The 14,185-nt window shown below is 57.9% G+C and carries 12 protein-coding genes; all 12 read left to right on the top strand.

Annotation, left to right across the window (positions count from 1 at the left end):
- The first annotated feature begins 108 nt into the window (after positions 1-108).
- Positions 109-1,116, top strand: a complete 1,008-nt coding sequence (locus tag GN111_RS20075; RefSeq protein ID WP_155305461.1) for a BMP family protein — start codon at positions 109-111, stop codon at positions 1,114-1,116.
- A gap of 278 nt (positions 1,117-1,394) precedes the next feature.
- The gene (locus GN111_RS20070; protein ID WP_197740390.1) at positions 1,395-2,912 is read left to right on the top strand and encodes an ABC transporter ATP-binding protein; all 1,518 of its coding nucleotides are present in this window, start codon (positions 1,395-1,397) and stop codon (positions 2,910-2,912) included.
- Positions 2,909-3,976: an ABC transporter permease gene (locus tag GN111_RS20065; RefSeq protein ID WP_155305460.1), complete on the top strand. Its 1,068-nt coding sequence runs from the start codon at positions 2,909-2,911 to the stop codon at positions 3,974-3,976. Before GN111_RS20070 ends, GN111_RS20065 begins: the two co-directional genes overlap by 4 nt.
- Positions 3,969-4,910 (top strand): ABC transporter permease, encoded by a 942-nt coding sequence (locus GN111_RS20060; RefSeq protein ID WP_155305459.1) that lies wholly within the window; start codon positions 3,969-3,971, stop codon positions 4,908-4,910. The genes GN111_RS20065 and GN111_RS20060 overlap by 8 nt, the downstream gene beginning before the upstream one ends.
- Positions 4,910-6,184 carry an amidohydrolase family protein gene (locus tag GN111_RS20055; protein ID WP_155305458.1) on the top strand — a complete coding sequence of 425 codons (1,275 nt, stop codon included), beginning with the start codon at positions 4,910-4,912 and terminating at the stop codon, positions 6,182-6,184. The genes GN111_RS20060 and GN111_RS20055 overlap by 1 nt, the downstream gene beginning before the upstream one ends.
- A 278-nt stretch (positions 6,185-6,462) precedes the next feature.
- Complete coding sequence (locus GN111_RS20050) at positions 6,463-8,454, top strand: VWA domain-containing protein (RefSeq protein WP_170302378.1); 1,992 nt, start codon at positions 6,463-6,465, stop codon at positions 8,452-8,454.
- 171 nt (positions 8,455-8,625) lie between these two features.
- A complete protein-coding gene (locus GN111_RS20045; protein ID WP_155305456.1) occupies positions 8,626-9,198 on the top strand; it encodes a DUF3592 domain-containing protein in 573 nt (190 codons plus the stop codon).
- Positions 9,199-9,347: 149 nt separating this feature from the next.
- The gene (locus tag GN111_RS20040; RefSeq protein WP_155305455.1) at positions 9,348-9,593 is read left to right on the top strand and encodes a hypothetical protein; all 246 of its coding nucleotides are present in this window, start codon (positions 9,348-9,350) and stop codon (positions 9,591-9,593) included.
- A 355-nt stretch (positions 9,594-9,948) separates the two neighbouring features.
- On the top strand, positions 9,949-10,080 hold the full coding sequence (locus tag GN111_RS34240; RefSeq protein ID WP_269433791.1) for a hypothetical protein: 132 nt from the start codon (positions 9,949-9,951) through the stop codon (positions 10,078-10,080).
- 75 nt (positions 10,081-10,155) lie between these two features.
- Positions 10,156-13,245 (top strand): hypothetical protein, encoded by a 3,090-nt coding sequence (locus tag GN111_RS20035; RefSeq protein WP_155305454.1) that lies wholly within the window; start codon positions 10,156-10,158, stop codon positions 13,243-13,245.
- 95 nt (positions 13,246-13,340) lie between these two features.
- Positions 13,341-13,607 (top strand): hypothetical protein, encoded by a 267-nt coding sequence (locus tag GN111_RS20030; RefSeq protein ID WP_155305453.1) that lies wholly within the window; start codon positions 13,341-13,343, stop codon positions 13,605-13,607.
- Between the two features lie 20 nt (positions 13,608-13,627).
- On the top strand, positions 13,628-14,185 hold the full coding sequence (locus GN111_RS20025; RefSeq protein ID WP_155305452.1) for a LemA family protein: 558 nt from the start codon (positions 13,628-13,630) through the stop codon (positions 14,183-14,185).

The raw sequence follows: 14,185 nt of genomic DNA, 5'->3' as shown, positions 1-14,185 counted from the left end.
TCGGACAAATTGGCTATTTGTGGATGGGCACTACCTACGGTCTGAAGAGACGCATCATGATGCGTGTCAACACGGTTCAATCCCAAAACGAACAAGAAAGGAAGAGGAATGAAGCGATTCAAAGGGGTGGTAAACGGTTTCGGAATGTCTGCGCTGTTTCTGGTTGTGGCGATGGTGGTTGGGTTCATGCCGGCGGCCGCGGCGGCCGAGCCGCTGAAAGTGGCGGCCGTGTTCGAAACCCCCATCGAGGAACCCTGGGTTAACCAGATCCACGTGGCCCTGGTCAAAGCCAAGAAAGAGCTGGGCATCGTTTACGACTATTCGGAAAGCGTGAAATCGGCCGATTTCGCCCGCGTGATGCGGGAATACGCCGAAAAGGACTATCAACTGATTACCGGCGACGCCTTCGGCGCAGAGCGCATCGCCCGCCGGGTGGCCCGCGACTATCCGGACGTGGCCTTCGTTTTCGGCTCGGGCATCGGGCCGGCCGAACCCAACTTCGGCGTGTTCGACAACTGGATTCACGAACCGGCCTACCTGTCCGGCATGATCGCCGGCAAGATGACCCAATCCAACATCATCGGCGTGGTGGCCGCCATGCCCATTCCCGAGGTCAACCGCCTCTCAAACGCCTTCTACGCCGGAGCCAAGGAAGTCAACAAGGACGTGAAGTGCAAATTCTCCTTCATCGGCTCCTTCTTCGACCCGCCCAAGGCCAAGGAAGCCGCCCTGGCCCAGATCGAGGCCGGTGTGGACGTGATCTACGCCGAGCGCTTCGGCGTGATCGAGGCCGCGGCCGAAAAGGGTGTCCTGGCCATCTCCAACATGTCCGACCAGTCCAGCCTGGGGCCGGACACGGTCATCACCGGGCCGGTGTGGGACATGTGGCCCACGATCAAACAGGCCATCAGCCTGGTCAAGGCCGGCGTCTACACGGCCCAGGATTTCGGCGGGTTTTCCTACATGTCCAAGGGCGGTTCCTACCTGGCGCCCTACCACAAGTTCGAGGCCAAGCTGCCGGCCGAGGTCAAGGAACTGGTGGAAAAGCGGAAAAAGGAGATTCTGGACGGTACGTTCCGGGTGGATATAGATGAATCCATACCCAAGTCCGACTAGTTACCATTCAGAAACGGTATCTTTTTTTTAACCGCAGAGACGCAGAGGTCGCAGAGAAAACCATCCTTGATGGATTCGTAATAAGGGTCTGGCTCGTCATACCGGGCTTGACCCGGTATCCAGAAATGATTGAAATGACTGGATTCCGGCCTGCGCCGGAATGACGGAAGGATAAAAGTTGCGACTTTTTCCCATTAGATCATCCTTTTTGTATGGCCTCTGCGTTCTCCGCGCCTCTACCGGTGAGTACCAGTAATAGAAACGAAATGGGAAGCCCCATGCACGACCAACCGCCGCTATTGGAAATGCGCGGCATCACCAAACGGTTCGGCTCCGTCACGGCCAATGACGGCATCGATCTGACCCTGGCCGCCGGCGAGATCGTCGGGCTGCTGGGGGAAAACGGCGCCGGCAAGACCACGTTGATGAACATCCTGTTCGGGGCCTACGACGCCGATGCCGGCAGCATTTGTATCGACGGCAAGCCGGCGGACATCCGCAGTTCGGCCGATGCCCTGGCCCTGGGGGTGGGCATGGTGCACCAGCATTACCACCTGGTCCCCTCGCACACCGTGCTGGAAAACCTCATGGTGGGTCAGACCGGCGGCGGATGGAGGCTCGATCACGGCCGGATTCTCAAGCGAATGGAAGAGATCCGTTCGCGCTACGGCCTCGATCTCGATCCCCGGGTTCTGGCCGGGGATTTGACCGTGGGACAGCAGCAGCGCCTGGAAATCATCAAGGCCCTGGTGCGCGGGGCGCGCATTCTGATTCTGGACGAACCGACGGCAGCCCTCACGCCCCAGGAGGCCGAGGGCCTGTTTAAGGCCCTTTCCGCCATGGCTCAAACCGGCATGGGCGTTATTTTTATCAGCCACAAGCTGCATGAGGTGCGTGCCATCACCACCCGGGTGGTGATCCTGCGCCAGGGAAAGGTGGTGGCCACGGTGAACAACGACGCGCACACCAGCAAGCGCCAACTGGCCGAGCTGATGTGCGGCCGAACGGTACGCCCGCCGCAGAAAACGCCGGTGGAGCGCGGCGATGCGCTGCTGACGCTGGATTCCATCAGCACGACCAACGGCACCCGCCAGGGGCTCAAAAAGGTGTCGCTGACGGTCCATGCCGGAGAAATCGTCGGCGTGGCCGGCGTTTCGGGCAACGGCCAGCGGGAACTGGCCGATGTGGTGGCCGGCGTCCTGGACCCTAACGGCGGCCGGGTGATGGTGGCCGGAAGCGTTGTGGCTCCGACGTCCGCCCGGACCATGCAGGGCATGGGCATAGGGCGCATTCCCGAAGACCGTATGGGCACCGGACTGATCACGAGCCTGCCGCTGGCCGCCAATATTGTTTTGCCGAGAATTCGCGAACAGCGTTTCAGCCGCTTCGGTTTTCTCAAACGGGGGGCCATCCGCCAATTTGCGAGAAACCGCATCGCCCAGTTCGGGATCAAGGCGGCGGGCAGCGGTGTGCGCACCGGAACCCTGTCGGGCGGCAACCTGCAAAAGGTGCTCCTGGTCCGAGAACTGGCCTGGAACCCGCGCGTTTTGCTGGCGGCCCAGCCCACCCGCGGCCTGGATGTCTCGGCAGCCGGATTCGTCCACGAACAGTTTCTGGCCCTGAGGCAGCAAGGCAGCGGGGTGCTGGTGATCAGCGAGGATCTGGAAGAACTCTTTTTGCTCAGCGACCGCATCGCCGTGATGTTCGAGGGAAGGATCATGGACATCCTGCCCATTGACAAGGCCAGTGTCGAGCGGGTGGGGCTGCTGATGGCCGGCGTGCGGGAGGCAGCATGATCGGCCTGCGCATCGAAAGCCGCGAGCAGACTCCCCTTTGGCTCAATGTCACCCTGCCGATGCTGGCCGTGGCGGCCACCCTGATTCTGTGCAGCGGGTTGATCCTGCTGGCCGGCGCCAATGTGTTTACGGCCTACGAGAAGCTTTTTCTCAGCGCTCTTTCCACCCGTTTCAATCTGGTGGAAACGGCGGTCAAGGCCACGCCCCTGATTTTCACCGGGCTGGCCGTGGCCGTGGCCTTTAAGGCGCGCTTCTGGAACATCGGCGCCGAGGGGCAGCTTCTGGCCGGCGCCATGGCCGGCGCCTTCGTGGGCGCCCGGGAAAGCCTGCCGGCCTGGAGCCTGTGCCCGGGAATGATCCTGGCCGGCATTGTTGCCGGCGCCTTGTGGGCCATGATTCCGGCCGTGCTCAAAACGCGCTTCAAGGTGGACGACGTCGTTACCTCACTGCTGCTCAACTTCATCATTTTCTACGGCATGATGGCCCTTTTGGACGGCCCGTGGAAGGACCCCTTGAGCGGCTACCCCGATTCACCGGACATCCGTATGGATGCCGAGTTTCCGATCCTGCTGCACGCCACCCGCATGCACCTGGGGGTGCTTCTGGCCGCCATCGCTTCCGTCGGCACCTGGCTGCTCATGCGCCGAACCACCGTGGGATTCGCCATCCAGGCGGTGGGCGAGAACCCCGTGGCGGCCCGCTATGCCGGTTTCAGCGTGAACGGGGTGATCCTGATTACAGCGGCCGTGTCCGGGGCGCTGGCCGGACTGGCCGGTGTGGGAGAAGTCGCCGGGCTGCATTTCCAGGTCATGGCCGGCCTCTCTCCAGGCTACGGCTACACAGGCATCGTCATCGCCATGCTGGCCCGGCTCAATCCTCTGGGGGTCGTTCCGGCGGCCTTTTTCTTCGCCGTGATCATCACCGGCGCCGAAGCCATGTCGCGGGCCACCGGCGTGCCGGTATTCCTGGCCGACGTCATCCAGGGTACGGCCCTGATTGCCATGCTGGTGGCCCTTCTCTTTACTCGTTACCGTATCCGCATAAGGCGTTTTTCCCATGCATGAACTTCTTGGCCAGCTTTTCCAGGTGGGTTTTTTCGCGGCCCTGATCCGTATCGCCACACCGCTGATCTTCGCCACCCTGGGCGAGCTTTTCGCCGAACGTGCCGGCATTCTCAATCTGGGCATCGAGGGCATCATGATGCTGGCCGCCATGACCGGCTTCTCCACGGCCTATTTCTCGGGCAGCCTCTGGTTGGGCGTTGCCGCGGCCATGGCCACGGGCGTGCTGGCCGGCCTGCTCATGGGTTTTCTCACCGTCAGCCTGGGGCTCAGCCAGCATGTGTCGGGCATCGGCGTGACCCTGCTCTGCTCGGGACTCTCTTTTTACTTCTACCGCCTGATCTTCGGTCAGCCGTCTTCGATTCCCAAGATTACGGCCTTTAAGCCGCTGCCCATTCCGGGGCTGTCCGCCATTCCCGTGATCGGGCCGGTGCTGTTCGACCATTTTTCCCTGGTCTACCTGGCCTTTATCCTGGTGCCGGTGGTCGCCTGGGTCCTGCGCGCCACCCCCTGGGGGTTGAACCTGCGTACGGTGGGCGAAAATCCCCACGCCGCCTTCACCGCCGGGGTGAGCGTGATCCGTGTCCGCTACCAGGCCCTGATGCTCTCCGGAGCTCTAATGGGCATCGCCGGGGCCTTTCTCTCCATGGCCCAGTACAACGCTTACACTTTCGGGGTGATTTCGGGGCGCGGCTGGGTGTGCATCGCCCTGGTTGTCTTCGGCCAGTGGAACCCGTGGAAAAGCGCCGCCGGCGCCCTGCTGTTCGCCTTTATCGACGCCCTTCAGCTGCGCTTGCAGGCCAGCGCCTTCAACCTGCCCTACCAGGTTTTTCTGATGATGCCCTTCGTTTTGACCATCGTGGGCATGGCCCTGGTCTCGCGCAATGCCAAGGCGCCGGCCGCCCTGCTGACCCCTTTCAGAAAGGAGGAACGCTGATGTTCGACCTGATCGTGAAAAGCGTCAACCTGCCCGACGGGCGCAAGGAAATGACCCTGGCCGTGAAGAACGGGCGCATCGCGGCCGTGGAAGAGAAAAACATCGATGCCGAGGCAACCGATATCATCGACGCCGCCGGCCATCTGGTCTGCCCGCCCTTCGTGGACAGCCATTTTCACATGGACGCCACGTTGAGCTACGGTTTGCCACGGGTCAACGAAAGCGGAACCCTCCTGGAAGGAATCGCCCTGTGGGGAGAACTCAAACCGAAGCTTACCGTTGACGCCATCCGCAAGCGCGCCGAAAAGCTGTGCCAATGGGCCATCGCCCGGGGCACCTTGGCGATCCGCAGCCACGTGGACGTCTGCGACGAGCGCCTGCTGGCCGTCCAAGCCCTGCTGGAGGTGCGCGAGACGTTCAAACCCTATATCGACCTGCAACTGGTGGCCTTTCCCCAGGACGGGGTGCTACGCAGTCCGGGAGCCATGGAAAATCTCAAACGAGCCCTGGATATGGGCGTGGACGTGGTGGGCGGCATTCCTCATTTCGAGCGCACCATGGACCAGGGCGCCGAATCGATCCGGCTGCTGTGCGAACTGGCCGCCCAGCGCGGGTTGATGGTGGATATGCACTGCGACGAGAGCGACGATCCCTGGTCCCGGCACATCGAAACACTCACGTTTCAGACCCAGCGGCTGGGGCTGCACGGCCGGGTGACCGGCTCTCACCTGACCAGCATGCACTCCATGGACAACTACTACGTTTCCAAACTGCTGCCGCTCATGGCCGAAGCCCGGATGCATGCGGTGGCCAACCCGCTGATCAACATCACCCTGCAGGGCCGCCACGACACTTACCCCAAACGGCGCGGCATGACCCGGGTGAAAGAGCTTCTGGAGGCGGGTGTCAATGTCGCCTTCGGCCACGACTGCGTCATGGACCCCTGGTACAGCTTCGGCTCCCATGACATGCTGGAAGTGGCCCACATGGGCCTGCACGTGGCCCAGATGACAGGCACAAAACAGATCCGGCAGATCTTCGACGCAGTGACCGTCAACGGCGCCAAAGCCATGGGGCTGGACGGCTACGGTCTGGCGCCGGGCTGCCGGGCCGATATGGTAGTGCTCCAGGTCAAAGATGTCCATGAGGCCATCCGCCTGCGTCCGGCGCGGCTTTACGTCATCCGGGCAGGCCAGGTGATCGCCAGCACACCGCCGGTAGTCAGTCGACTTGAGCTGGGAAATGAGGTCGCCGCGGTGGATTTTTTGAATTAGTGCATTCAGAGAAGCGCTCTTCCAGCCAACCATATTTTTCTGGACATATCTCATAAGCTTTTCTATATTTTAAGTACTTACTCCCATGTAATATCGTCTGCGGCCGGCATCCTGCCCCGATTCATGCCGAACTTCCCTGCTGACCGCCGGGTAAAGGAGGTGGTTGCATTCACCCAACCCGCAAACAGTTCGATTGATTTTTCCACATTCGAAAACGCTGCGATCTGAGCGATCCGTGTCTGCTCATGCGATACCATCGATTTCGTGAAAAGGAGAAAATGATGCGCATCCGATCCGCTACCCCTGTTTGGAAAGTCGTTACCCTCCTTCTGGCATTCGTTCTCCCCTGCCAGGCCGCCCAATTTACCGCCGAACTGACCATCACCTCCCCCCAGGCAAATTTTGTTTACGACCTGAAGGTCAAAGACGACTTCATACGGCTCCAAAAGACAGTCGGCCCCATGACGGTGCCACCCTTTCCCACCATCTACAATCGGAAAACCGGCGTTACCTGGGGGATCATGGACCAGATGCGCCAGTATGTGGAAGCGTCCGATCCGGTGAAGACCATGGTGATGAATCCCGTCGTGGGATGGGAATTCATGCGCAAGGATATGACCGGCACAAAGGCGGGTACGGAGACGGTGGAAAGCTATCCCTGCGATGTCGTCGAGTACCGCGAAGCCGGCAAGGATGCCGTCGCCTACCGGGTATGGACATCCCAGGCCCTGGCCTTCGCCGTCAAGACGGTGTCCTACGCGGCCAACGGCAACGCGACCATGGCCCTGAGGAACATCGAGGAAGGGCCCCAGGATGACGCGCTTTTCACCATTCCGGCGGGATACGCCAAATCCGGCCCGGGAGCCAAGGGTGCGGACAGCCCCGCCGACCAAACGCAGAAGGAGAAATCGTCACCGGCCGCCTCCGGCAACATCGTGTTCATTCTGGACGCTTCGGGGTCCATGTGGGGGCAGGTGGAGGGCACGGCCAAGATTGCCATTGCCAAGGAAGTCCTCACCGGCCTGGTGAAGGAACTGCCGGATGATTCCACGGTCGGACTTGTGGCCTATGGTCACCGGCGCAAGGGCGACTGCGACGATGTTGAGGAACTGATTCCCCTGGGACGGATGGATAAAGAGAAGATGATCGCCAAAATCCAGGCCCTGAGCCCCAAGGGAAAAACCCCCATCATTCGGTCGGTGCGCCTGACGGCCGAACGACTGAAAAACCAGGAGGACGAGACCACCATCATCCTGGTGTCCGACGGCAAGGAAACCTGCGACCCGGAGCCCTGCGGCCTGGTGAAAGACTTGAAGGCGGCCGGAATCAAGTTTGTCATGCACGTCATCGGCTTCGATGTCACCGAGGAGGAGCGGGAACAGTTGGAATGCATGGCCAATGCCGGGGACGGACGTTACTATACCGCCGGCAATGCGGGAGAATTTCTGGCCGCGGCCCGGGAGGTGGTGGAAAAGTCCACCCCGCCCTACGGGATTTTCAAGGTGTCCGCTACCAAGAACGGCAAACCGTTTCATACCTTTGTCACCCTCACCCACCAGGAAAGCGGCAAAAAATGGTCGCCGGCCAGTACCTCCGGGGAAACCGGAACGGTTGAGATTCGGCTGACTCCCGGCACGTATCAAGCCGAGCTCAAGGACACGGGTGTCAGCGGCGGCCAGGCGCCGGTAGTGCACCTGAAAGACATTGTCATTGTGGCTGGTGAGACGCTGGAACGCACGGCCGATTTTTCCGACGGCAACCTGGTGATCACTACCCTGCTCAACGGCAAACCGTTCAGAGGGAACATTTTCTACTATCGCCAAGGGGAGAAAAAACACTTTCACAACGAGATGACCGCTCCTTCCACGGGGAAACTGAACAGGCGGATGCTGCCCGGCGTCTATCGTGTCGAGGTGTGGGCCGGCCAAATTGCCGGTAAGCCCAAAGTTGTCATGGAGGACGTGGAAATCCCGGCAGGTGGTTCCGTCGAAAAAACCGCTGAATTTCTGGCCGGCGAATTGACCATCACGGTAACTTTCGAAGGCAAGCCGATTGCGAAACCCATCGAAATCAAGGACGCGGGCGGCAAGGCGGTGTTCAAGAACTGGAGCAATTGGCCCAAAAACGGTACCCGCGTCGTCAACTTGCCGGAAGGAACGTATTCGGTGCTCGTTACTTACGGCGGCGATCAAAAACGCAGGTTCGAGAACGTTACGGTGGTCGGCGGTTCGCGTGAAACCATCACGGCGGCGTTTCCTTTGACCGAGTGATCGGGATACCGTCAATGATGCCATGTGGTGACGGACGCTGTGCCCCGGGGATATCGACATTTCGGTTGACCATACGCAGGTGTCAACCGATGCGGTTCAGTGACACGAACGATGCGATGAGCAGCTGTTCATCGCCAACAGCCGTCAACACAAAAAAAGGCGTTGCAGCCAATGAAGATACCGCCACCGTCCCCGCCGAAACAGGAAAAGGGATTTTCCATCGGATCAAGGCTCAAACCGACAGTATCGCTTGATGCCAATGGCAAGGCCGACAGGGGCCTGATTTTTTTGATACTGGGCATGTTCGCGGCAGGCATTGTTCTGATGGCCTGGGGCGTGTATGAAATTAAAGGCTCCCGGGAGAGCGGCAATTGGCCCAGCACCCAGGGAACCATCACCTCCTCCGGTGTGAGCAAACGGACCACCCGAGATTCGAATCACCGCAATCGAACGACCTACACTCCAAAGGTAAACTTTCAGTATCAAGTCGATGGACGCCAATATACCAGCTCACGAATCGCATTCGGTACGGGCGATACCGGCGGAAGCGAGAAATGGGCCCGGAAAGTTGTGAACAAATATCCGGTCGGCAAAACGGTGACGGTCCACTACAAACCCCAGGATCCGCAATATGGCGTTCTCGAGTCCGGCATTACGTGGCGTTCGATTATTTTTCTATTGGCCGGGGCCGTCTTTTTCATCGTAGGCGTTCTATGTGTGAGAGCCAAATCCAGGAGAAATTGAAAATGCGGACAGTTGTCTTTCTATTGGTTTTCCTTTTTTCGTCTTTGCCGACCCTGGCGGCTTCCTTTTTCGCGGACCTGATCATAACGAGGGACGGTAAAACCGAAACCGGCAAGTTTTTTCTGTCGAATCAATGTTACCGGATGAATGTGAAAGAAGACAGGAAGCTGCTGTTTATCCTAGTGGACCGCATTGAGAATAAAACCCGCGTGATCGATCCTTCCGGGAAAATTTTTCAGGAGTTTTCCAGCACCATCTTCAGGAGCCTGATGTCGAATCCATTTGAAGCCTACAAAAAGATGGTGCCGGATCATGGTTCCAAGCCGTTTGGTAAAGAGAACGTCAACAACATCCGAGGTCTACGTCAAAAAAGGGGTCGTGCAATTTTACTTTGAGCAGGTTTCAGGGATATCGCCAGCTAAAGAGGCATCGGTTAAAAAGAAGCCGAAACAGAAATATGTACCCACAGCCACCATGAAGCCGAATCCAAAGGCTACGTCAGCAAAAAAAAACCAAAAACGACGGTGAAACCAAAATAAAGTTCCGCCTCAGTCGCCCAAGCAGTCAAGCCCGCCATTCCAACCGACGCCATTTTAAACGGCGAGGTACTGTTATACAAAGACGCCTGGGTATTGAAAAGGAAGCTCGGCCGGGGCTTGCGTCCAGGCCCGATTGCTGGCGGAGGCCACACCCCAGGATATCGTTGATTTTTATAAAAACGCCATGTCGGTCAAAGTTTGGGAGCCGGGTATGGCAATGGTTCAGGGCAACAAAGGCGCGCTCATTTTCAAAAAGGCCAAACGGCAGTTGGTGTTCAAGGGTAAGGGGCAGGGAGATCCATCTATGATCAATGTGACCATAATCAACCAGCGAAAGGGATAGGGCCTGATGACCTTTTTCCAAAAAAGATCGATCGCGCTATTTTTAGCGGTATCCATAGGCATGGTTATTGTTTGGATGGCACAGACGGAGGTGTCTTTAGGTGCATCCGTCATCGGCAGTGACCTTCCCCTGATAGAAGGTGCAAGAATTATAAAGGAAAAGCACTTCGAGAGCCTCCATCAGGTCGAACTGGAAGTGGATCTTCCGCCAGCGGAAACAGCTGAATTTTACAACAACGCCATGCAGGCCAGGGGGTGGCCGAAAGGTCGGATTTTATCCATTGGCAAACGTAGCGCCTTTATCCTGAAAAGGCAGAGCGGACAGTTTACCCTGAAAGCAGAGGCCAAAGACGGGCGCACCCTTGTTACCATCGCCCTGGTTCAAATGCCCCAGGCCAACGACGGGGAAAAAGCGACCGAAACCCAGCCCCTCCAGGAACAGCAGGCTTTAAAAGGTGCAATGGGTAACGGCTCCCAGGCAAGAACCGCCCCGGAAAAAGCCGTAGGGCTGCCAATCCATACACCGGTGGCCGACCACCGCCTGGCCATGTTCGCGCCGAATATCAAAAAAAATGGATTGCTGGAAGCAGACCGGCCCCTTGTGATTCACTTCTCCCAGCCGGTGGACCCGGCCTTTTTCAATTTCACAATCACACCGGAGGAAACCGCCTGGGCCCCCCAATGGTCCACGGATTTCAGGCGAGTGACCCTGGTGCCCGCAGACACCCCGGCACCGGGCCGGCCCCTGAATTTGACAGCCAGTGTGCTGGGTGGCCCAGTGATCCAGCGTAGCATCCAGTTCCGCAAGCTTCCCTCGGCCCGCCAACTGGCCTACGACCTGAAGTGCGGCCGCATCGACATCAACCAGGCCGCGCGTTATCGTATTTTACGGCTGTTCAGGCCCGGCGGCGTGCCCGAATCCTATCGGCCCGAACGCGCACCGGCCAGCGCCACGCCAACCCTGATAGAAGTTCAAAAAAACCTGGATCGCCTGGACGAGGCCACCCGCAGGGAAATCATGCCCTACCTGTTGTCCCCGGAGAATCCCGACAGCATCTGGCATTCCAGATTTTTCCCCGGAAACGGCGGCCAAAAAACCCACAAAGGGTTTCGCCTGATCTCAACCGCATGGGCCGACGCGAGGCCCCTAAGAGACATTTACCACACGGATACCGGGTATACCCTGGTGATCTGGGGTGAACCGGGCATGGAGGACGAGGTGGCTTTGGCCAAACGCATGGTCGCCAAAACCAAAATGTACGAGCGCTTTGAACGCCTCCTGGGCCGCAAGACGATTGATAAGGGCGACAACAAACTCAAAATCTTTCTTGTTAAAGAATTAATTGATGAGGATGAAGACGGTTCGGTACAGTCTAGTCTTGGAATGTGTACCGCATCGGGGGCCGTGCCGACCATCTTCATTTCCACCAGCGAGTGTGAGACCCCCCGGCTTATGGGCGCCACCCTGGCCCATGAGATGTTTCATGCCTTTCAGGCCGCCTTCAACTGGTTTTCCCCGGCCTGGCTGATGGAAAGCACCGCTGTCTGGGCCGAAGATTTTATCGACAAGACATGGAACACCGAACAGGACTATATCGAAGACGCTTTCGAAGAGGAGGCCGGCCGCATCTGGCCGCTGGACACCGATGAGGAAAAGGCCGTATATGGCCTCTATCTGTTCCCCTACTATCTGACCAAAATCAATCCGCACACCGATTCGGTGATTCGGCTGATCTGGGAAAACCGGGCGGATGGCGATTCTGCCATAGCGTCCATCGAAAATGCGGTGGCCGATCTGGATGACGTCTGGAAGGCCTTCAGCCTGGCGACCCTGGATGTGGAACCCGAAGACGGGAAAATGCCCGATACCCTTGGCGAGCATGGCGGTTTTGACCCTCTTTTTCTTATCGCCGACCACGGGTTTCAAAAACTGACCCTTGACCAAAATGGCATTGCCACCGGTTTGGTGGACCTGGATGGCTACCAGAGCGCCTATTTTGAAATCGCCAATTCACTGCAAGGCGTGGACGCGCCGGCGGTGAGCTTCGATCTGGCACCGTTTCAAAAGCATGCGGACAAGGTCAGCGTTCAGGCCATCATTCACTACCGCGACGGACGCAAAGCATATGAAGATTGGAGCGACAGAGACGAACGCCTTTTTTGCCTGAACCGGGACGACCAGAATTTTTCCCGGCTCCATGTTGTGGCCGGATGTTCTGACGACGACCTGGAGATTATTGAACCTCTGGCCATTGCCCCCCAGCCCACCGCCCGCTGCTGCAGCGGCACCCTGGCCCTCACCCGGTCATTCGAAGAGCGCGAGCAACTTGAATCCACATCCCGCATCAGCGCCTATGTCACCGAAACCCAGTCCCGTCATACTGAAAGCAATCGTTCAATAACGCTACGTCTGGAACTGGACCTCAGCGAACGCATCGCGCCCGAACAAAGTGAATCCCTGGACCTGATGGAAAGCAGGGTTAAAGACACGGATCCCGACCAGGTCAAGATGGTGCGCGGATTTATGGAAAATATCATCAAGACGCCCCAGGCCCGGATCGACAAAAAAACCGGCCTGATGAAAGTGCGCTACCGGGTCAAACACTGCCGCATCGCCAACGCGGGCGGGTCGAAACGTTCCCGCAGCCGGGGCGAACGCACGGACAGCGGCGGCATCAGCAACCAGTGGGATATCAATTATGGCGAACACTGGTCGGCCAGGGGGCTGTCCGAGGAAAGCCGTCAGCGTATCGAACAGGGCCGCATCCGGGCGGACATCTACTACGATCCCGACAGCGGCAAGATACAATGGGTTCGCGTCCCCCAACTGGATGTCGACATGATGGTCGATCAGCACGGCAGCGGCTACAGCCGCCGCCGTACCCAAAACGGCTATGAAACCATTCCCAAAAACAGTAATGAGACTAAGGACGCCGTGATGCAGCTGACCTTCAGCAGCGGCGGTAAGGCTCGCGAAGGCCTGCCCATGGATCCGGTCTGGCGGGCCAGACAAAGCTCAGGTATGTCCGCTTCTGGAAAAGCTTGTATCGAGAATCCAATTGATCATGAATATTCGGAACCAAACAAAAAAGGATTTCGCAAGGGAATGCTTACGGAGAGTTTTGAGTGGTCGCTTAATTTGAGTGATGAACCAGCAGATCAATGACTGGTACCAGGAGAAGGCTTTCAATAAAAACAAAGGCAAAAGCTATGGAAATGCAAAAAATTTTGTTCTTATGCGCATTAAGTGCGTTTTGTTTGATGGCGATGGTTACCTTTGCGGAAGACGACCACATCTATTTGGAATGCAAGGACCACCCCCGCGGCCCCTGGTGTTACCAGGAAGCCGTGGAACAGCATAACCAGCCCGAGCTGTGCGAGAATATCCTCAAATACTGGCCCAAGGCCGACGGGGTACACGGCTGGTGCTACTACCAACTGGCCATGAAAAACAAGGACTGCAGCCTGTGCGATCGTATTCATGCAGCCGACATCAAAAAGATGTGCAGGTTGGATGTCTGTAACTAAAAATCGGATAGGGAGTCACCATGGTCGTTACTCTGATTGTCATTGGCGCTATCGTTCTTCTTTTTATCCTGCTTTACAACAACCTGGTGGGTAAGAAAAACCAGGTGGCCACCGCCTTTTCCAGCATCGATGTGCTGCTGAAAAAGCGTTTCGACCTGATTCCGAACCTGACCAAGATGGTCAATCGCTACATGCAGCATGAAGTCGATGTGCTCACCCGGGTGACCGAGATGCGCGCAAAGTCCATATCCGGCCAGATGAGCGATGCGGATGCCGTGGCCCTGGACCGGGAAGTGTCCAGTGCCATCGGTAAAATCATGGTGGCTGCGGAAAACTATCCGGATCTGAAGGCCAGCGAGAACTTCACCAACCTGCAGGCTTCTTTAAACGAAGTGGAGGAGCAGATTTCCGCGGCACGCAGGGCCTACAACGCTTCGGTCAAGGATTACAACAACGCCCTGGAAATGTTTCCCAGCAACATTGTCGCCCGTTTGATGGGCTATCAGCAGAAGGTGTTTTTTGAAATCGAGGCCCAGGAGCGCAAGAACGTGGATGTGGGTCAACTCCTCGATCTTTAA

This window comes from Desulfosarcina widdelii (assembly GCF_009688965.1).
GTDB lineage: Bacteria > Desulfobacterota > Desulfobacteria > Desulfobacterales > Desulfosarcinaceae > Desulfosarcina > Desulfosarcina widdelii.
The sequence above is the reverse complement of the archived record's forward strand: the minus strand, read 5'-3'. Positions and strand labels throughout refer to the sequence as shown.

Excerpts from the sequence above, each read along its gene's own strand:
- GN111_RS20050 (WP_170302378.1), top strand. The coding sequence starts at position 6,463 with ATGATGCGCATCCGATCCGCTACCCCTGTTTGGAAAGTCGTTACCCTC.
- GN111_RS34240 (WP_269433791.1), top strand. The coding sequence starts at position 9,949 with ATGGCAATGGTTCAGGGCAACAAAGGCGCGCTCATTTTCAAAAAGGCC.
- GN111_RS20035 (WP_155305454.1), top strand. The coding sequence starts at position 10,156 with ATGGCACAGACGGAGGTGTCTTTAGGTGCATCCGTCATCGGCAGTGAC.
- GN111_RS20055 (WP_155305458.1), top strand. The coding sequence starts at position 4,910 with ATGTTCGACCTGATCGTGAAAAGCGTCAACCTGCCCGACGGGCGCAAG.
- GN111_RS20065 (WP_155305460.1), top strand. The coding sequence starts at position 2,909 with ATGATCGGCCTGCGCATCGAAAGCCGCGAGCAGACTCCCCTTTGGCTC.
- GN111_RS20060 (WP_155305459.1), top strand. The coding sequence starts at position 3,969 with ATGCATGAACTTCTTGGCCAGCTTTTCCAGGTGGGTTTTTTCGCGGCC.
- GN111_RS20075 (WP_155305461.1), top strand. The coding sequence starts at position 109 with ATGAAGCGATTCAAAGGGGTGGTAAACGGTTTCGGAATGTCTGCGCTG.
- GN111_RS20070 (WP_197740390.1), top strand. The coding sequence starts at position 1,395 with ATGCACGACCAACCGCCGCTATTGGAAATGCGCGGCATCACCAAACGG.
- GN111_RS20030 (WP_155305453.1), top strand. The coding sequence starts at position 13,341 with ATGGCGATGGTTACCTTTGCGGAAGACGACCACATCTATTTGGAATGC.
- GN111_RS20045 (WP_155305456.1), top strand. The coding sequence starts at position 8,626 with ATGAAGATACCGCCACCGTCCCCGCCGAAACAGGAAAAGGGATTTTCC.
- GN111_RS20025 (WP_155305452.1), top strand. The coding sequence starts at position 13,628 with ATGGTCGTTACTCTGATTGTCATTGGCGCTATCGTTCTTCTTTTTATC.